The sequence below is a fragment of the Ramlibacter sp. MAHUQ-53 genome (genome assembly GCF_052600055.1).
On the sequence record NZ_JBQWTS010000001.1, the window covers coordinates 25,112 to 44,615 of the forward strand.

The window sequence follows — 19,504 nt, forward strand, 5'->3', positions numbered from 1 at the left end:
CGATCCTCAAACCGGAAATTCACTGGCCAAAAGCGCAGCGACACGCTCCGCAGTATTAAACCCGTTGGAGATCAGTATCTCGGCAACATCTCGACCGGAAATAAACAGAATTGGGTGGCGATCGGAACGAACCTCTTCATACGCCTGCCGGGCAACCAAAGAAGTAGTGACCAACACGCCGAACTGCCGGTGACGGATTCGAGAGATGAGGCGCGAAACCTCTTTCACACCGACTGTATTGGGTGAAAAACCATTTACGGGTGGTCTGTAACACTTCGCCTCTAGAGAAAACTCTGCATATACCGGATCATCCGGCAGCCCCAGCAAGTACCGACCGATCGCATCGCGGCCGCCGTCAACTGATCCGCGAGTGATTTCATCAATGATGACTCGCGCATCGGTCATCTGATAGACACGAGCGGCGAAGGCTTCAAATGCAATCGGTGCATCGCGGAAATGCATCCAAACACACATCAAAATTGATGCTTTCAACACCGTGTCGGGCGTCTGCTGCTCTACCGATCGAATGACCGTGGTTGGCTCGGCAACCAGGGGACGATAAGCGCCAGTCGCCACCCAGTCCTGCCATGCGCTCGGGGCATTGCTAGTGTTTGCATTTCCTGTCGCCAAGTCAGCAACCCAAGCTCTCGAAACAACTTGGGCGTCCAAAATTGTGAACGTGGAACGGTAGTTCTGGAACCGCTGCCCGTCGGTGGACTTCCAGACTGCGACTAGATCCTCTGTTGCGGACAGACCCGGGAACCCAGGAACAGCCAATCCTTTGAATTGAACTGAGCGACTTCCGCTTTTGGTTGGATACTTCTTGAAAATAAAAAATGGCGAGACATCTATGCGTGGTGACTCATCATCATGCAGCCTCGAAAACGTGTGACGCAGCACCTTGTTACCACCAGCTCGGGTGTCATGCAGCTCGTGACCAGGCGTCTTGTTGTCGCCGAAATAAATGAACTTTCCAGTGTTCAAATCAAGCGAATCTGGCCAGTCTCGGTCTTCGCCCGTTGTGAATAGGACAATCCAATTCTTGCGCTCACTTCTCCCGGAAACACGAAACCCACCCATATTTCCCGACCCGGGCAATAACTTTGAAATTGGCTCGCCAGAGAGTTGGCCGCCGGCGCCGCTCTCATAAACGCAATCAACGATAAGGTCACTCTCTGACAGCTGGTCGTATGGCACAACTTTCACGGCAACCTGCCCCTTACAGCTCGACCCGCGAGAAGTGCGGAAAAATGCGATAAAACTTGTCGAATATCTCGAATGCGTTCTCGACCATGTCCGACCTCGGCAACTCAAGGCCCATCATGGTCTTGGCATTGATGTTCGATTCCATCGTCAGCCGATCCAGAGTTGAAAGCGCGGGCAGATCGAGGCGATGCGGGGCATCAGTCGTCGCATAGAACTCCCAGCCCTTCACCAACTCTTCTACCGCCTTGTCGTCGCTCTTACAGACGATCGGTGCGGCTTGGATTCGAGTCATGGGGCACCTTCGTGAAAGTCGTCCCGGTGGCCGAGCCGGATGCGATAGCGTGCACCACGCCTCTCGCCTTGGCGCTCGACTCTGTTATCCGAGATCAGGTCAGCGATCGCGGCGTTCCACTGGCCGTCCGTGATGCCGGTGGCAGCAAGGACGTCGGCCTTTGCGTGCCAGCCATCATGTGCGCCCAAGAAATCGAGGATTGCTGTCGCGGACGTGGCTCCGTTGGTGCTGGTCGCGACCGATGTAGCGAAGTCGAGCGATGATTGAACGGTCGCGGCATCGGTAGAGAGACGAGTGCGGGACGATGTGCGTCCGCCTCGAAGGGCTGTGGACGACGACGCCTCGAAGCGTTCTCGGTTGAGCGCGACGAGTTTGTTCAGCAGTGTCGATGTGGCATCGGCTGAAAGCGCCCAACGCCATTTGTCGTTCGCAGAGCCGCCGTCAAATTCACGGAAGTCATAGGTCACTTCCACTTCGCCCCAGCCGTAGGCGGCAGCGACTTCGGAGTCGATGACGGACAGAAGTTGCCGAAGTTCTGCAATCGTCTCATCTGAATCGTCGGGCGAATGGACAGCGTTCATCACATCAGTTAGACCACAGTCATGTGTCGAACTGAACTCAACCACGAGGCGGTTGAATTGCATTGCCGCTACGGCACCCTTTTGCGATACGTTGTCCGCTGGAAGGGGATACGTTGATACGGCCTCCCCAATAGAGATGGTGAGCGTATTTGTATCGGCTCCCAAGCTGCGAACAGAGTATTTATATATCCAGCTCCGAAACAGAGAACTCAAACAGATCGGATACAGGTCTGGTCTTTCCAATCCGATCAAAAGCACCTTGTTTGTGTAGATCCAATCAGATGGTGCGAGAACACTGAACGGGTATTTCGTAACCTTCGAGAATGCAATGAACCGATCTTGACGCCGTAGCCTACGCATCAAGTCGGCCCGGTGATTCCAGAACTGCCACCAGCGGTGGATCAGCCCCTTGTAGCCCTTGAGTGCCGCGACCGTGCGGGTCGGCTGCACTTCCTCGACGATGAAGCGATGCGCCAGGGGCCAGCGGCGGTGAACTTCGTCCAGGCTCAGATCGGCGATGTCGAGCGCCCAGCGTTCGATGCGGTTCAACGCCGAGCTGGTAATATCGTCACCGGTGATGTAGGGCCTCAACAGGCTGCCTGGTTCGTTCTTGAGCCGGTCGAACCACGGGTTGTCTGATGTGATGACGAAGGCCAAGCCTTTGCTGTTGTCCACGCCTGCGAACGTGAACGGAGCATCAGGCAGCGCCTGCGGCATCCAGATGTCTGCCGCCTCCGGCTCCAGCCTCGGCCCGATGCGCGGGCAGCCTCGGCCATCGGCATCGCAGTCGGCCTGCCATCTACCCTTGAAGAAGCTGACGATGGCGATCACGACCGCAGCTGAACCCGGCCACGCCATTCCTTTTCGAGCGAAGTAGATGCTTCCGTTCTGCACGATAACACCGAGGCCGACCTCAATCGCACTGCCTTCGGCGATGTTGCTGGTCGCCAACATCCCGTAGCAGCCATCGGGTCTGAGAAGATCGACCGCCCGCCGATGGAACACAACGCACAAGTCGATCTTGCCGGGTGATGCGCCAAGCACCATCTGGCACTGCCATTGCAGTTTTTCGCCCAGCGCACCCTTCCACAAGCGATTTCCGAGAAATGGCGGATTGCCAATCAGGGCATCGAACCCGGACGACGTTTTGGCGAAAACTTCCGGGAATTCCAGCGGCCAATGGAACGGGTTGCGGATGGACTTGCCCGGTGGCACATCGACGCTCAAAGTTTCCCGTGATCGGTTCACGATGGCATTGACGGCATTGCGGTCGCCCGCAACTGCTTGACCAGCTTGGATGGTCAGCATCGTAGTCGCGCCTTCGATTGCCGTCGCGTTGCCATCCGAAGCCAAGACCTCACCGATGAATGCATCGGCGATGCTCTCTGCAACTTCGAGTTTGCGACGCGCGTCGGCGTCCAGATGTGCCATGGCTTCCACGTCACGGATGTCGCGGATCGGCATCCCGCGCAATCGTTGCCGCAGTTCGATGGCTTCGAGCACGGCCCGTTCGATGTTCTGGCCGAACAGGCGCAGTTGGCCTTGACCCATAGGATTCATCGAAAGCTGGGTGAGTTGATCGAGCCGATGGATGCCGAGCAGGCTGTCGCCACTCCGAAGGTTGTGATCGAGGAAGCCGAAGGGGCGACCCTTGGCCAACGTCACCAACCAGATGGAGAGCTTGGCCAGTTCGACCGCCAGTGGGTTTAGGTCGACGCCATAGAGGCAGCGTTCGGCGATGAGACGGCGGGCGACGACGATGCGAGCCTCGGTGTCTCGCGGCAGCGGCTCGATGCTGGCGTCGGCATCCACCACCCGCCCATCGGCCCCAACGGTGCTACCCCTAGCCTCGGCCTGGGCCCATGCCTCCACTAGCCGGTCGGCCAGCCATCGGCAGGCTTGCACGAGGAACGCGCCCGAACCCATCGCCGGGTCGCAGATCTTCAGGTCGAGCAGTTCGGCGGGTGATTTCAACGCCCATGCCGCACGCGGCATGCCTTGTGGTGGGCCGACGTAAGCGATGGGCGTGAGCGTCTCGGCAACGATGGCCTCGGTGAGCGATTTCGGCGTGTAATGAGTGCCGGTCTCGCGCCGGTCGGAGCCAGTGGTAACGATGAAGGCTCCGGCAGGATAGACCAGCGGATAGCCCCAAGGGTCGGTGCGCACCAAATGACTGAAAGGTTTGATGCGGTCGCGTAGCGCGGTGTCGCCGTGGCAGGCCGTCAAAACGCGGTCGGCGAGCGAGTCGTCCACCGGACGCGCCAGATCGTTGCGCACACGGCTAGCGGAACTGCCGGAACGCTGCTGAAGCAGTTCGGCGAGTCGTTCGGCACCTTCCAACCGCGCTGATTCGAGTTCGGCCAAGGTGACCCAGGGGGACTGGGCACTCTTGGTAGCGTCGAGGTCCAGCGTGACCTCGACGGTGCGTTTGACCATGCGTTCCAGCAGGCCCTCATAGACGTAGCCGATCTGTTCCACATCCAGCGCCCGATACGACAGCGTGCGCCCCTGGAATTGCTGGATGGCTTCGAGCAGCAGCAAGACGGTGCGATTGTCGATGGGCAGCGGCTTGGCGACGTCGATGCGCCAGTCGGAGCCTTTGGCCCGACCTTCGAGGAAGGGGAAACGATCCGGATCGAACAGCGAGCCGCCCAGCGCAGGCAGGCGCAGGTTTTCGTGCTCGATGCCTCCATACACGGCGCGGAACACGGCCAGCAGGCGCGACCATGCGTCCCAGCGGCGCTCCAGAATCTCGCCCGATTCGGCGCGCAATTGCATCCGCAAGGTCGAGAGCGCGTAGTTGGCTTCGTAGCGTTCGTCACCCAAGAGCAGCAGGCCACGCTCCTCGGCAGATAGCAGGAAGACCAGCCGCATCATCACCGTCAGTGCGGCTTCGTAGAGTTCGGCTTCCTTCACGCCGCGCAGTAACTCGCGGCTGCGGTCTTGATCTGCCTTGTCGAGCGCCTGGATCAGCACTTCGACGGCGCGTCGCACTTGCTCGCCCAAAGCGTCGGTCACTTCATCCTGGAACTTCAGCGAGCGGTCGAACAGCGCGGGGAGTCGTTCGGACTCGTCCACGAAGAAACGCCGGATGCCCAAGAGATGGACGAAGGCTTGAAGGGTGACGGGTTCCTGGCCCCAGATGCGTGCATACCAGCTGGCGAAGGTGGTGACCGCACCCACGGGCGCATCGACCAGCATCCAGCGTTCGCCGTTGGTGATAAGGCCGAGACGGCAACTCTTGGCGCGACACAGCGTCACCATCCGCTCTGCAGGGGTACTGACCCAACCTTCCAATCTTGAGGCGACCTCGAGGTCGAGCTCAGATCCATAGACCTGGACCAGCATCAGTGGTCGATCGGCATTACCCACGACGGCTAGATCCGGCGCCAGACTCACAGCGTGCTGGGGCAACTCGACAGCGAAGTGTTCTGCGCACCAATCCCTTCGTTTGAGCACTTCGCCGCGACCGTCTTCGTCGAGTTCCAGTCCGCGGGACAAGACTTCGTCTATCCAAGCGCCATGTAGCTCGTCGAAGCGCGGGTCGTCGCCGTCCAGTGCCTCACGCCATTCCTCGTAGGCTTGACGCAGGCGCTTCCGCTTACCTGCGTCAAGTTCATCCAGCCCTTGGGGAAAAGCATCCCGCAAGACTGGAACGGCCAGGAATGGGCCTGAGATCTCAATGAGCGAGAGCCACTCGTGGTTCACGCTCATGCGGCGCCTCCGGCAGACTCGGGAACGAGCAAAATCACAGCAACGGGGAACGTACGTTCGTTGAGATTGGCATAGCGCGATTCGATGGACTGAATTTCCATCTGACGCTCTTCTGGAATGCGTTGCAGCCGCGCCTGCAGTGCAGTGATGTCGCTCCGCAACTGCAAACGCTCGTCCTCATTGAAAAGGGCCAACTGCTCAGGCCGTTGCGCCTTATCCAACTCATCCTTGATGGTCCTTGCCAACTCATCGAGGACGCTCGTGATGTCGTCGATTTCTCGCTGTTTGCGGGTCTGCAATGTATTGGCCAGGGACTTCAGGCGATCCTCGGATCGAGCATCGACAGTTTTCAGGATGGCGTCTCGCGCACGATCGAAACGCGCTCTTAGGGCCTCCAGAATGGACTCGCTCGCTCTGACCGGCTGGCCCTGCTCTAGCCATTGCTCTACCCGTGCAACGCTGTCCTCTCGGCGGAAAGTCTGATCCCGCAGATATCCTCCGGAGATGGTCAGTTCCTCATGCAATCGGTGGTGATTTCCGCCTGTGATGACCAATCTGGAAACGACCACGATCGCGGGGCCATCGAGGCTTGAGTCCTGCACCGAGCGAACCGTGACGCGATGAAGCTTCTTCACGTCTTCGCGCGCCCATACCTCTGCCCTCAAGAGCCGCAGACACCTCTGTACGAGGCGATGGTTCAGGTGGATCAAGACGACGTCGTCTCGCCCCTTGGCCACGGCGTGGTCGAAGGTGATCGGACGAATGACCTGGGTGTGGGGATGCCGCAGTCCTTCCGTACAACGCGCCCATGAGCCCGAGAGCGCCGGCATTTCGAAAACGCTGCCCTCAGGGGCTCCCGTCAAAACAGCGGGTGACAACGGAGGGCGACCCGCCAGCGCAAGGCTCGTCTTGACCGCCTTCTGTATGTGCGCCGGAGTGAGATGAAACTCCTGCTGCATGGCGAGCCGGCCCGCTTGAATCTTCTCGAGCCGCTGCTTCAGCTCTCGATCCGCACGCATGAAGCGCCTGGCTTTGGCGATCTTCGCCTCCGCAATGCGCGTATCCAGATCGCGTAGAGATCCTTCGATCAGCCCCGACATTTGCGGTGCGATCACCGGATTGACACTGCCCATGTCGGCGCGCATGGACTCGAGCTTTTTGAGCGCCCGAAGGATGTCCTCGCCGTGTCCGCCCACGGTCGGTTGACCATCCGGAGCAACATCGACGGGATGCCAGATCCGCACCTCCTTTTCCCGCTGTCCGTGACGGTCGATACGGCCGTTGCGCTGCTCCATCACGTTGGGGTTGTAGGGGATCTCCAGGTGGATGAGGCAGTTGCAGTGATTCTGCAGATCGATACCCTCGGCCGCGGCGTCCGTGGCCAGGAGGATCCGAATCGCCGAGTCTTTCGGAGATGCTTGAAAGGCAGCTTTCACGGGCTCTCGCTCGTCCTGTGACAGCCCACCGTGCAGGACGCCAAGGCGTTCACCTCCAAATCCATGGCTCACGAGAATCTCGTGCAGCCACTGGTGCGTCGTTCGGTACTCGGTGAACAGGATCACTCGCCGCTCGTTCCACTGGCCCGTGGGCTTGAGGTTCTCAGTCAGCCACTGGATGATGGACCTGGCTTTCGAATCGGCTTGGTTCTTGGCGCGTTGCGCCCAGCGACGCAAATCATTGAGGAGGACCTGCTGATCGGCGGTCAGCGGCTGGGCCCGCCGCGAGACCTCTTCGACGGCTTCGGACTGAGCACTTTCGAATTCCCGGTCGTCGGCGTAGTCCTCGTCCGCCTTCAGGATGGCCTTGCGCAAGAGCCGATCCGCCATGGGATCGCTCGTAGTGGGCCTCGCCCCGCCCGCAAGGGAAGCAAGGTGCTTTTCCAAAGTCGATGCAAACGCAGCGGGCGAAGAGAACAATCGCTTCTTCAGTAGCTGGTTGACGAAGGACGTACCAACTGCCGAGCCTCCCTGCTTCGAGGCACGCTCCCGGCTGGCGCAAAAAGCGTCGAGCTTGCGATGGATCTCACGCTCTTCGTCCGTATAGGGGATCGCCAGGGCCTGCAATCTGCGCTGGGCATAGATCGGGTGGCCATCTTCATCGACCAGGTCGCTCTTGAGGCGCCGGATCATCACCCGGCTCAACTGCTTTTCGTCGGGCAGGACGTTGCGAGCAAAGCGTTGATCGTCCAAAAGTTCCAGCAGCGAGGTGAAGGACTCCGTATACCCGTTGTGCGGCGTCGCAGTGAGGAAAAGACGGTGCTGGAAATGCGGACTGATCGTCCGCACGAATCGAGTTCGTTGACTGTCGATCGCGTAATGCGCCCCCGCCGCCGGTGCGATGTTGTGCGCCTCATCCACGATCAAGAGGTCGAATTTGCGGGGATAGCCGGGGTATGCCGGGAGCACATCCCGCATCGCGCGAAGCCCCTCCCCCGCCTTGGCCCAATCCATCGAGGTGATGAGCCTCGGGTGCGAGGTCCAGGGGTTGGCATGGATGCCCCGCTGACGCCGCAATTGCCGGATGTATTCGGTGTCGACGATGTGGAAATCTAGGCCGAACTTCTCGAGCATCTCGACGCGCCATTTTTCCTGCAGCGATGCCGGACAGAGGATGAGGACAGTTCGCACGCGATGCCGCAACAGCATCTCTTGGACGATCAGGCCGGCCTCGATGGTCTTTCCCAGGCCGACGTCGTCGGCGATCAGCAGATTGACGCGCGCCATGTCGATGGCGCGCACCAGTGGATCGAGTTGGAAGTTCTCGATGCTCACCCCGCTGCGAAACGGGGCCTGAACGAACCCGCGGTCGGCATTGGTAGCAGCGCCCCACCTCACGGCGTCGAGAAACGCATCGAGAGTCTGTGCGTCATCCTGTCCCGTGATGGCGGGCAAGCCGGCGCGCTCGATCACATGCGCGCCCGGCTCGATCTCCCAGATCACCTCCAACTCCTCGCCGTGAGCGTCTTCATCGATCGACGACAGGGTGACTAGGTGCTGCGCGGCCTTGCTCGCGTCCAATCTCGAGGCGAGCACCTCGGCGACGATCCATTGCCGTCGCCGAACCTCGACCAACTGTCCCGGCTCAGGTCGCGTTCGGGTAACGAGGGCGCCATCGTCGAGGTCGGTCTCCGGGCTCATGTTCATCAAGTTCTTCCTGTCGTTCTTGTACGGTGCCGATCGTCGGATTTGAGCATGGCCACACGCCGTTGGATCGCAGGTGCCACCACTTGCGGATCCTCGTGTTCCCAGACACGCATGACCTCCCACCCGAGCGCCTCCAAGCGGCGATCCGTATCTGCATCCCGGGCCCGGTTGGCTTCGATCTTTTCAAGCCAAAACTGCGCATTGCTCTTGGGCCGAGTCCCGTGAATGGGGCACCCATGCCAAAAGCACCCGTCGACGAAGACCGCCAACCGAATCTTGGGAAAACAAATGTCTGCCACCCGGCGGGGTTTGGTCAGTACCGGCACCTGAAGCCGATACCGTAAACCCATCCCGTGCAGGATGGAACGCAATCGCAGTTCTATGTCCGTGTCGCGCTGGCGGACCCTGGCTAGGCGCCGGCTCGCCTCAGGCGACGAGGGGGAGACGCTCGAGACCATGATCCCCGCCCCCAGTCCCAACCATGCCCAGGGGCGCGATTTGCGTGGAGCCTACCGTCTCCCCGAGGTGACGCCGGATGCTGCGGCCGATGATCTCGCCCAGTGTCACGGGTACCGCATTGCCGATCATCCGCCCCAAGGTCTTGAGATGGATGGGTTCGTCATCTTGGACGAAGGCATAGTCACCCGGGAAGCCCTGCAAAATCGCCCCCTCGCGCAGGGAGATCGCCCGATCCTGAGCCGGATGGCCAAAACGTCCGCTGCCGAACCCGTAATACTGGGTGGTCAGCGTCGGAGAAGGCTCGTCCCAAGCCATACGACCGTACACGCCGGGGTAGGTCTGCCCGCTGTCTCGCTGATGGCATTCGGCCACCAGGTGCGCCGGCCAGTCGCGCCAGCTGCCGCCCGGCTTGGAGGCCCGAATGCGATCCAGGTTGATCGGCGACAGGCCCGCTGCCATGTGCAGCGGATCCGAGCGCGATGAGGCCCCAGCGGCGATGCGGGGCAGATGGCCGATGGCTTGACGCACAGTCGCCGGGGCTGCATGCGTCGGCTCGATCAGGCTGACGGGACCCAGGCGGGAGGCCAACAAGACCATGCGCTTGCGCCGCTGGGGGAGCCCGTAGCGCGAGCAGTCCACGACGTCCTGCCAGACGTGGTATCCAGACTTTTTCAGAGACTCCACGAAGTCGTGGTAGACCTGGTGCTTGCTGACCGTCGGCACGTTCTCCATAGTGACGAGTTCGGGATCGACACCCTTGATCAGCCGCCTGAACTCGTACAGCAGCGCCCACTTGGGCGTTCCGACGGTGTCGTACCGTTGCGCGTAGGTGGAAAAGGGCTGGCACGGCGCGCAGCCCGCGAGCATGCGAATGTCCACCTGGCCGAACAGCTCGCGCAGCTCGCCGGGTTTGACCCGAACCACGTCCTTGTGCAGGAAGAACGCTCCGTTGTTGTTCTCGTAGGCGAATTGGCAGCTGTCCTCGATGTCCACGCCCGCGACGACCGGCACCCCTTCACGGACCAGACCGTGGGTCAGGCCGCCCGCGCCACAGAATAAGTCGATAGTTGCCAGATTTACCATGATCCCGACGGATACCCTCGATGCAGCGTTCAATCACCCCAGAACTCGATCCTGACAGCTCGCCGAATGTCAGCCCCCGAACGGAGCGTGAATCGTTTTGATTTTGCCAGCCGTTCGGCTGGAATTTCACCAGGAAACGCGACCCGGCCCTCCGTGAACCGCTTCGGGTTCGCGCAACCTGACTCGGAAAGGTTGAAAGAGGCCCCGAGGCAAGCCATCGGAAGCATCCGTCAGCCGGCACTCGCGTCGCCGTGCCCCCCGTATCCCTTTGAGCGACTCACGAGCTCTCCCACAGCAGCAGCTGCTCGAGGCGGGACTCCGCCCACTTCGCCCCACCGCGGGCCATCAATGCAGCCTCCAGCCGCTTCGGCATTTGGATGAGGAGCGCAAAAGTGCCCCCGCCATCACTCCGCCCAGCATGGTTCACCGACCGGCGGGGCATGGCCGACTCACCAGCCTCCTCACCAGCAGAAATCGTCTGCGCACGAGGCTTCGAGCCCGCAGCTGCAGGTCGCTTAAGGTTCCGCGGCGGCTCGGACCTCAGGTTCGTACGTGAACCCAGGACCTCGTGCATGTTCAATTGCGCCAGATGGCTGTCCGGTCCCAAAAAGTCCAGCAGCGGCTGAACGCGATATCGCGGTGCGTAGCCTTTATGGCGCCACTTGCTTATCGTTTGTTGGGTGACGCCCAGCTCCGCCGCGAGAATTCGTTCATTGATTCTCTTGGAGCGTAGATCACGATCGAGCGCAGTCTTGAAATCCAGCGGATCCACTTGAGGCTGGCCAGCGTGCAAGTCTTTCATCGCAGATCAAATTGGTTACGATAAATAATATTTTATGACTATATATGGGGGCACTGCCGGGCGTGTCACGACAGCCGGACACCAAGCAGAAAGCTAACGGCGGCAATCAAAGTAGCCAGGCCCAAAAACTCTCGAGCAGCATGCCTCGTCGCGCCCCCGCGGCGTTCAACGTGCCAGGGGCCCCCTACGGGAATTCACCCCATGGCGCCGCAGCACCTGCCTGGCGGCTTCCCGGACATGCATCGGCCGGTACAGCGCATCAAAGATTTCCCGGCCGGCCGCCGCGGCCGCGTCCTCGGCCAAATCCACACTGCGGGCCGAAACGACGTTGTCGCCCAACAGGGCCTGGAACTCCCTCGTGCCAGTGAAGCCATGGGCCTCCGCGATGTCCAAGATCGTCTCCACCATGGCGGCAGCGCGCGCGCGACGGTCGGCTTCTTTACACCAGTGAGGGTCGTTGGCGAGGCGGCCCAGGAGCAACAGCATTCCCGCGGGGGAGACCGAGTCGCCCTCGATCAGGCCGGTGAACTGGGAATATTCGAGCAGCTCGTTCAACATGATGATTACTTTCAAATGCATGGGTTTTTTCAACCCCAGGGGTCTGCCGATCGACCACTCATGCAGGGTATGTAGGAGAAATTCCAAGACCTCCCCCACCTGTGCGGTCGAAGCGATTCAATGAGCCGAAGGTGCAGAAGCTGCACGGCTGGGTTTTGGGCGAGTTCACGGGTCTTCGCCGCGCTCGACCGACAGGTCGTCAGTGGGCGTGCGCAGACGCAGCCCCACGAAGTAGTACCCGTTGCTGTCGCGCGCCTTGTCGAAGCGACGAACCAGACGCTGGGAGAAGGCTTTCTGGGACGGTGGCACCTCCCCGCTGCGCTGCTTGAACATCTGGAAGGACGCATAGCAGGCACCGGCGCGTACCGTGGCGTCTTTTTCTGCGACGCAACACTCGGCCAACCACAACGCCAAATCGTCGTTCTCGGCCAGGTACTCCTGGGACGCGCGCAGCACCCTGGGCGGCAGGACCAACCCGCTCTGGGCCCATTTGCGGGCGCCCTCGATCGCCCAGGCCAAGATTCCCGAGCCCTCGGCCATGAGCTTTTCAAGCAGGCGATCGTCACGGCGCGCTCCCTCGAACCGCTGCTCGAAGGGGATCAGGACCAACCGGCGCGCCATCGCGGTGTCGTCGCCCTTGAGGCGCGGCTTGAAATTGCCCGCGATCACATGCTTGTGGGTGATCGCAAAGGTGAAGAAGTCCTGCCGCATAAACCGCGCCGTGAGGGTCTGATCACCCGTCAAAGACTTGATGCGCGATTCGTTCCAATGGGCCGACTCCTCGATCTCGGAGGAGATCGCGACCCGCCGCCCGTGCAGGGAGGCCAGCATCGTGGGATGCCCCTCGACACTCTGGCGCATCAGGGCCTCGGACGGCAGGTTGTGCGCATAGGTGCCCGCAACATGACGCAGGACGTCGAGCAGCACCGACTTGCCGTTGGCGCCCGCGCCATACAGAAAAAACAACTTCTGTTCACGAACACTACCGGTCAGGCAATAGCCGAACAGACGCTGGACGAACTCCACCATGGCCGCATCCCCACCGAAGACCTCGTCCAGGAAGCGATCCCACAGGGGTGTCGGGGTCGCAGCCGGGGCGACCGCCGTCACCTGGGTGAACAGCCAGTCAGCTCGATCGATGGCGCGCCCCGTCTCCAGGTCGATGACCTCGCCAGGGGTGTTGAGCAGCATCGGTGAGGCATCCCAGGCTTTGGTGGGCGTGACGACCCCCGAGGCGTGGCGAGCCAGCCGAAGCACGGCCGACGCGGTGGAGGCCGAACACGCCGTCTTCCGCAACTTGGCGCTCATCTCCAATGACGACGTTGCGCACACCGCTGCGGCCAGGCGGGCCGCCTGCAAGAGCTCGTCGCGCACCCAGTGACTGCCCAGGTTGATCATCCAATCCAGCCCTGGCGTCCAACGCAGACGCCCGCTTGCAGCCGCCACGAACCGGCGGGCGAAGTCCTGGTCGCTGCCGCGCACCGCATCGCGCTCAGTCGTATCGATCAATTCCCCGGTGCTCGGGTCCACCCGCGGATCCATCGTGTGGCCCCTACGCCCAGCACCGCCTTCCGGCTCGAATTCGGCCAGGTCGTCGAAGTCGGTCTCGCTCAGACCGCTGCCCTCCAGGCGCGCTTGAGCCTTGACCACGTGCTGGCGCCACAGGTAGTCGATGGCGGCGTCTTCACTGTTCCGGTGATCCAGGGCGATGGTCCAGGCATGCTCGTTGTGGACGAGCACGGACAGACAAACCGGTGGCGCCAGGTGCTTGCACAACTCGACGCCGCTGGCGAACAAAGCACGGGAACGGTCGGTGCCTTCGGGGCCCTCGCTCAAGAACGAGAGCGCGTGTTGCGACACCCCCAGATCGGAAAGCTCTTGGAGCGAAGGGATCTCACGTTCATCCAACAGGGGCGGTGCCGCCTGGACCCGGACGTTCGACTGGGCGATGCGTGCACCGCGGTAGCGCCTTTTCAAGTACTCCAGCAGATCCGAACGCTCGGCGACGCCACCATCGATCGGCTGCGCCAAAGCGTGTCCCGTGACCGTGACGAAGCGGGCGCTGCTGCCCCGATAGACTTCCAGGCCCACCTCGTGGTGGGTCCAGTCCGGATCGGCCTCGCGAGCCCGCAGAAAGATGCGAAACCCACGGCCACTGGGGCTGCGCTCGATGTAGCCCCCTTCGCTGCGCGCACGCTCCAAGATGTCCGAGGCGAAGTCGTCGGGGGCGCCGGCCTCGTCACTGCAGTGGTCCAGATCGATGGCCACGAGGTCCTCGATGTCGGTCAGCAAGAAGCCCAGGCCGGCGACGCTGCGCGGGTGACGCAGGCAGCTGGCCAATGCGGCGTCGAAAGTCGTCCACCCCTCCAGGGACTGGGGCGACAGGCCCACCGCGGGCGCCTCGGCGCGCCGGGGAATCTTCTTCCACTTGCCACGCTCCTCCTGCCAGACAGCTGCCCAAGGGGCCCAACGCGGCTGGATGCGCAAGTAATGCGGGATGCCTTCGGGCCGCAGCGGCAGCAAGAGGGTCGGTGTCGACACGATCGCCTCCATCACCGCACCTCCGGATGCGACGGCACGGAATCCGTGTCGAATGCCTGTGCGAGCGGTTGCCCACCGGTGGCCAGTTCGAAGGCCACCGCACTGAAGCGCGGCACATGAGCGATCCAATGGCGCCCACGCGCGCGGCGGATCGCGTCGGCCTGGATCAACCGCTCGCGCGTCATGCGCAGGAAATTGTGGAAATTCATCCGGCCGGGCCGGTAGCCCAACTCGGGGTGTTGCTGGATGAACGCGGACCAGGCGTCTGGTCCAGTCATCCAATGGTGCTGTGCAGGGTTCACTGAGGTTCCTTTCGATCACACGCTTGCGGCGAGTGATAGGCAGTTTGCTCAGTACCTGCTGCGACCGCACCGCAGTTGCGGTGGCCGATCCTCCAATTGCGGTGCGGGCGGCGTCGGCCGCTTCAGAGATCGCGCGTGTCGTCCAGTGCGCGTCGCGCCTGCGCGAAGGTCGCTTCGAGCTTGCGCTTGCTGAAGCCGGGATAGCCCGCCATCTTCGTGGTCAGCAGCTCGATCAGCTGCGCCTGGTTCGCGTAGTGCGGATGTGGCTGAGGCGTGTAGTCGCCGCGAATGAAGTCCATCAGCGCGCCGATCAGCCGCAGATCGTTGGCGGCGCGCTTGGCATCGGCCGCCCGTTGGACATGGGCAGGCCGTGGCGCTGGCCCTTGGCCGGCGGCGATGGCGACGAAGTCTGGTTCCTTGCCCTGGGGCCACCCGAAGCGGCAATAGACCTCGGTGCCCCAGAGGTTCTCGACGGGCACGAGCTCATCGTGCTCGAGGGATGCCGCGTAGTTGGCTGCCAGCGCATCGAACACCTCCCCGAGCTCCTGGGCCTGCTTTTGCGGATCTTTCGCCGGCGCGAAGTGCTTGAAGCGACCGAACCGGTCGAACCCCCAGATCCCGTGCTGCTCGATGGCGCTGGCCAAGGTGGCCTCGGTGACCCGCCCCACCGTGAGCCAGTGGGCCAGGTCATACCACGTCAATTCGCTGTCGTTTGACTCCATGCCTGCTCCTGCGCGCGCCGCAGCGAGGCCGTCTCCAGATGGCCGTAGCGACGCGCCAACACAGCCGGATCATGCCCCAGGACCTGGGCGGCCACCCCGAGCGTCACGCCCGAGCGCAGGAGATTGGCCGCTGCGGCGTGGCGGATGTCGTGCATGCGCAACTGCGGCAGCCCCACGTCGCGCGTCACGATAGACCACGCCTTGCGAAACGAGATCGGCTGGCCCGGCACGCGACCCTCGAACAGCAGATCTGCCGCCTTGGGGTTGGGCCACAGGCGTTGCAGCAGCTGGCGGGTCGCATCGCTGAAAAACAGCACGCGCGGTGTCCCGTTCTTGGTCATGGGCGCCAGGATTTCGCCCTTCGCCAGGTCCACGTCGGTCCAGCGGCGCTCGAGTAACTCGGACTTGCGCGCGCCGGTCTCGATCAGCAGGCTCACGAAGGCGCCAAAGCGCCGGTCGGGATAGGCCAGCGCGCGGACCTTGAGGCGTTCGAGGTCCTCGGCCTTGATGTGCACGCGGCGCACCGGCTCTTCGAAGCGACGCACGCCCAGGGTGGGACTCTTGAAGCCGCGCGGTGTCAGGCGCTTGGTGCGCGCCCACCGGTAGGCCGAGCCCAGGGCGGACAGGTCCCGGTTGGCGGTGGCCGGGGCGTAGCCGTGCTCGATCATGGCTTGGGCGGCGGCCTCGAGCTCCTCTGCGGTGATGGACCAGGCCGAGCGAGTGCCGAAGGCGTCGATCCACTTGCGCAGGCGCAGCAGATCCTCACCGCCACGGGCGACGTTGTAGGCGTTCAGGAGTTCGGCCAGAGAAAGTTGCGCGGCAGGCGCAACGCAGACTGCCTGCAAGGCAGCGGCCAGGTCGATGGACTTCTTGGGGGCTTGGTGCACTTTCGATTCTCCTCGAGGTCACTGCCGTGACCGTTGATGAAAATCGCCGCAAGCGTGCGACCAAGTGCTTGAATACTAACGCATTTCCAAGACTGATGGTGGGTGGTGAGGGTTTCGAACCCCCGACCCCCGCCGTGTGAAGGCGATGCTCTACCACTGAGCTAACCACCCCATCGGCTTGGAAGCGACTTCTAAGCTTCCGAACAACTCAATTATTTGTGTTCCTCGGAAGCCCTCAATTATGCCACAGTTTCCGGCGGCTTCTCAACTTCGAAGCTTCGCCACAACGTTTTTCCGCCGCTGGCCTTGTCCAGCTGCTTGAGGACCTCGGCATGGGCCGCGACCTCCTGCTCGTTGGCGGCGATCACGGGCAGCACGAAGCCGCTCAGGTCGATGGCCACCGCCGCATGCGCGGAGGATTCGGCCGGGCCGGCGTCGATCAGGAGCGCGTCCTGGCCGCGGGTCAGGTTGATGTAGACGTCCGCGAGCAGCTCGGCGTCCAGCAGCGCGCCGTGCAGCGTGCGGCCCGAGTTGTCCACGCCGAGCCGGTCACACAGCGCGTCGAGGCTGTTGCGCTTGCCGGGGAACTGCTCCTTCGCCAGGGCCAGCGAGTCCACCACGCTGGCGACGAAGGTCTTGAAGCCGGGGCGCCCCACCAGCTCCAGCTCCTTGTTCATGAAGCCGACGTCGAAGGGCGCGTTGTGGATGATGATCTCGGCGCCGGCGAGGTAGTCCATCAGCTCGTCGACGATCTCGGCGAACTTGGGCTTGTCCCGCAGGAACTCGTTGCTGATGCCGTGGACCTTGAGCGCGTCCTCGTGGCTGTCACGCTCCGGGTTGATGTAGAAGTGCTTGTTGTTGCCGGTGAGCTTGCGCGCCACCAGCTCCACGCAGCCGATCTCGATGATGCGGTCGCCGTTCTCGGCGGACAGGCCGGTGGTTTCGGTGTCGAGGATGATCTGGCGCATGCCGGGATCCTATCCAGTCTCAGTGGTTCTCTTTGGCGTGGTTGATGGAGTACTTGGGAATCTCCACCACCAGGTCCTTGTGGTCGACGATGGCCTGGCAGGACAGGCGCGAGTTCGGCTCCAGGCCCCAGGCGCGGTCGAGCAGGTCTTCCTCGGCCTCCTCCAGCTCGTTGAGGCTGCTGAAGCCCTCGCGCACCACCACGTGGCAGGTGGTGCAGGCGCAGCTCATGTCGCAGGCGTGCTCGATGCGGATGTCGTTGTCCAGGAGCGCCTCGCAGATGCTGGTGCCGGCGGGCGCAGTGATCTGGGCGCCCTGGGGGCAGTACTCGGGGTGCGGCAGGATCTTGATCGTGGGCATCAGAGGGTCTCCACGTTCCGGCCGGCCAGGGCCTGCTGGATGCTGTGGTTCATGCGTTCGGCGGCGAAGCCCTCGGTGGCCTTGGCCAGCGCCTCGCTGGCGGCCTCGACCGGGGCGGCCTCGGTGGCTTCGCGCGCGGCCTTCTCGAGGGCGGTGATGGCGTCTTCGATGCGCGCGCGCTCCTCCGTGGAGAGCAGCGCGCCGTCGGCGGCCAGAGCGCTGCGCGTGGCCAGCACCAGGCGGTCGGCATCGACCCGGGCCTCGACCAGCGCGCGGGCGCGGATGTCCTGTTCGGCGGTGGAGAAGCTCTCCTGCAGCATCTTCGCGATCTGCTCGTCGGACAGGCCGTAGGACGGCTTGACGTCGATCTTCGCCTCGACGCCGCTGCCCTGCTCCTTCGCGGAGACGGACAGCAGGCCGTCGGCGTCGACGGTGAAGGTCACGCGGATGCGCGCGGCGCCGGCCGCCATCGGCGGGATGCCGCGCAACACGAAGCGCGCGAGGCTGCGGCAGTCCTGTACCAGGTCGCGCTCGCCCTGCACCACGTGCAGCGCCATCGCGGTCTGGCCGTCCTGGTAGGTGGTGAAGTCCTGCGCCTTGGCGGTGGGGATGGTCTCGTTGCGGTGGACGATGCGCTCCACCAGCCCGCCCATGGTCTCGATGCCCAGGGACAGCGGGATCACGTCCAGCAGCAGCAGGTCGCCCGTGGCGTCGTTGCCGGCGAGCTGGTTGGCCTGCAGGGCCGCGCCCAGGGCCACGACCTCGTCGGGGTTCAGGTTGGTCAGGGGCTCGCGGCCGAAGAACTCGCCCACCGCGCGCTGCACCTGCGGCATGCGGGTGGAGCCGCCCACCATGACCACGCCCTGGACCTCGTCCTTCGACAGCCTGGCATCACGCAGCGCCTTGCGCACCGCCGACAGCGTGCGGCCGGTGAGGTCGTGCGTGGCGGCCTCGAACTGGTCGCGCGTCACGGTGAAGGCCACCTCGCGCCCGCCCAGGGTGGCGGTGACGGTGGCCGTGGCGGCGTCGGACAGGGCCTCCTTGGCGGCGCGGGCGGCGACCTTGATGGCGGCCTTGTCCTCGGCGGAGGCGGCCTGCGCGCCGGCGCCGGCGAGCATGACCTCGGCCAGGGCGCGGTCGTAGTCGTCGCCGCCCAGGGCGGAGTCGCCGCCGGTGGCGATGACCTCGAACACGCCGCGCGCCAGGCGCAGGATGGAGATGTCGAAGGTGCCGCCGCCCAGGTCGTAGACGGCGTAAACGCCCTCGCTGCCGTTGTCCAGGCCATAGGCGATGGCGGCGGCGGTGGGCTCGTTGATCAGGCGCAGCACGTTCAGGCCGGCCAGCTGCGCGGCGTCCTTGGTGGCCTGGCGCTGGGCGTCATCGAAGTAGGCGGGGACGGTGATGACCGCGCCGTACAGGTCGTCGTTGAAGGTGTCCTCGGCGCGGTAACGCAGCGTGGCCAGGATCTCGGCGCTGACCTCCACCGGGCTCTTGGCGCCGGCGCGGGTCTCCAGCGACACCATGCCGGGCTGGTCGACGAATCGGTACGGCAGCTTCTCGCGGCCGGCGATGTCCTTCAGCCCGCGGCCCATGAAGCGCTTGACCGAGGCGATGGTGTTCTCGGGGTCCAGGGCCTGGGCGGCCTGGGCGTCGAAACCGATCTGGCGGCCGCCGCCCTCGAGGTAGCGCACCACCGAGGGCAGGATCACGCGGCCCTCGCCATCGGGCAGGCACTCGGCCACGCCATGGCGCACGGAAGCCACCAGCGAATGGGTGGTGCCCAGGTCGATGCCCACGGCGATGCGGCGGGCGTGCGGGTCGGGCGCCTGGCCCGGTTCGGAAATCTGCAGCAGGGCCATCAGGCAGCCCTCCCCTGCGCGGGATTGGA

Annotated in this window: 15 protein-coding genes and 1 tRNA gene; all 16 read right to left on the reverse strand. The window is 63.2% G+C overall.

The window, feature by feature from the left end; translation table 11 throughout:
* Positions 1-6 precede the first annotated feature (6 nt).
* The gene (locus ACT80S_RS00110; RefSeq protein ID WP_377411180.1) at positions 7-1,197 is read right to left on the reverse strand and encodes a restriction endonuclease; all 1,191 of its coding nucleotides are present in this window, start codon (positions 1,195-1,197) and stop codon (positions 7-9) included.
* Between the two features lie 22 nt (positions 1,198-1,219).
* The gene (locus ACT80S_RS00115) at positions 1,220-1,498 is read right to left on the reverse strand and encodes an O-methyltransferase (protein ID WP_377411183.1); all 279 of its coding nucleotides are present in this window, start codon (positions 1,496-1,498) and stop codon (positions 1,220-1,222) included.
* Positions 1,495-5,793 (reverse strand): Eco57I restriction-modification methylase domain-containing protein, encoded by a 4,299-nt coding sequence (locus ACT80S_RS00120; protein WP_377411186.1) that lies wholly within the window; start codon positions 5,791-5,793, stop codon positions 1,495-1,497. The genes ACT80S_RS00115 and ACT80S_RS00120 overlap by 4 nt, the downstream gene beginning before the upstream one ends.
* Entirely contained in the window at positions 5,790-8,936 is a 3,147-nt protein-coding gene (gene drmD / locus ACT80S_RS00125; RefSeq protein ID WP_377411189.1) for a DISARM system SNF2-like helicase DrmD, read from the reverse strand. The genes ACT80S_RS00120 and drmD overlap by 4 nt, the downstream gene beginning before the upstream one ends.
* Complete coding sequence (locus ACT80S_RS00130) at positions 8,936-9,394, reverse strand: very short patch repair endonuclease (RefSeq protein ID WP_377411192.1); 459 nt, start codon at positions 9,392-9,394, stop codon at positions 8,936-8,938. The genes drmD and ACT80S_RS00130 overlap by 1 nt, the downstream gene beginning before the upstream one ends.
* Positions 9,363-10,478 (reverse strand): DNA cytosine methyltransferase, encoded by a 1,116-nt coding sequence (locus ACT80S_RS00135; RefSeq protein WP_377412585.1) that lies wholly within the window; start codon positions 10,476-10,478, stop codon positions 9,363-9,365. The genes ACT80S_RS00130 and ACT80S_RS00135 overlap by 32 nt, the downstream gene beginning before the upstream one ends.
* Before the next feature lie 277 nt (positions 10,479-10,755).
* Positions 10,756-11,280, reverse strand: a complete 525-nt coding sequence (locus ACT80S_RS00140; protein ID WP_377411195.1) for a hypothetical protein — start codon at positions 11,278-11,280, stop codon at positions 10,756-10,758.
* A gap of 165 nt (positions 11,281-11,445) precedes the next feature.
* Positions 11,446-11,859 carry a hypothetical protein gene (locus tag ACT80S_RS00145; protein WP_377411198.1) on the reverse strand — a complete coding sequence of 138 codons (414 nt, stop codon included), beginning with the start codon at positions 11,857-11,859 and terminating at the stop codon, positions 11,446-11,448.
* 144 nt (positions 11,860-12,003) lie between these two features.
* Positions 12,004-14,391, reverse strand: a complete 2,388-nt coding sequence (locus tag ACT80S_RS00150; protein ID WP_377411200.1) for a phage/plasmid primase, P4 family — start codon at positions 14,389-14,391, stop codon at positions 12,004-12,006.
* Complete coding sequence (locus ACT80S_RS00155; protein ID WP_377411203.1) at positions 14,391-14,657, reverse strand: hypothetical protein; 267 nt, start codon at positions 14,655-14,657, stop codon at positions 14,391-14,393. Before ACT80S_RS00155 ends, ACT80S_RS00150 begins: the two co-directional genes overlap by 1 nt.
* A gap of 146 nt (positions 14,658-14,803) precedes the next feature.
* Positions 14,804-15,403, reverse strand: coding sequence for a hypothetical protein (locus ACT80S_RS00160; RefSeq protein ID WP_377411206.1), 600 nt, complete (start codon positions 15,401-15,403; stop codon positions 14,804-14,806).
* Positions 15,379-16,290, reverse strand: coding sequence for a tyrosine-type recombinase/integrase (locus ACT80S_RS00165; RefSeq protein ID WP_377411209.1), 912 nt, complete (start codon positions 16,288-16,290; stop codon positions 15,379-15,381). The genes ACT80S_RS00160 and ACT80S_RS00165 overlap by 25 nt, the downstream gene beginning before the upstream one ends.
* Positions 16,291-16,386: 96 nt before the next feature.
* Positions 16,387-16,461 (reverse strand) — tRNA-Val (locus ACT80S_RS00170).
* A 68-nt stretch (positions 16,462-16,529) separates the two neighbouring features.
* Positions 16,530-17,258, reverse strand: coding sequence for a DNA polymerase III subunit epsilon (gene dnaQ / locus ACT80S_RS00175; RefSeq protein WP_377411212.1), 729 nt, complete (start codon positions 17,256-17,258; stop codon positions 16,530-16,532).
* Between the two features lie 19 nt (positions 17,259-17,277).
* Positions 17,278-17,616, reverse strand: coding sequence for an ISC system 2Fe-2S type ferredoxin (gene fdx, locus ACT80S_RS00180; RefSeq protein WP_377411215.1), 339 nt, complete (start codon positions 17,614-17,616; stop codon positions 17,278-17,280).
* Positions 17,616-19,475, reverse strand: a complete 1,860-nt coding sequence (gene hscA / locus ACT80S_RS00185) for a Fe-S protein assembly chaperone HscA (protein ID WP_377411218.1) — start codon at positions 19,473-19,475, stop codon at positions 17,616-17,618. The genes fdx and hscA overlap by 1 nt, the downstream gene beginning before the upstream one ends.
* Positions 19,476-19,504 lie beyond the last annotated feature (29 nt).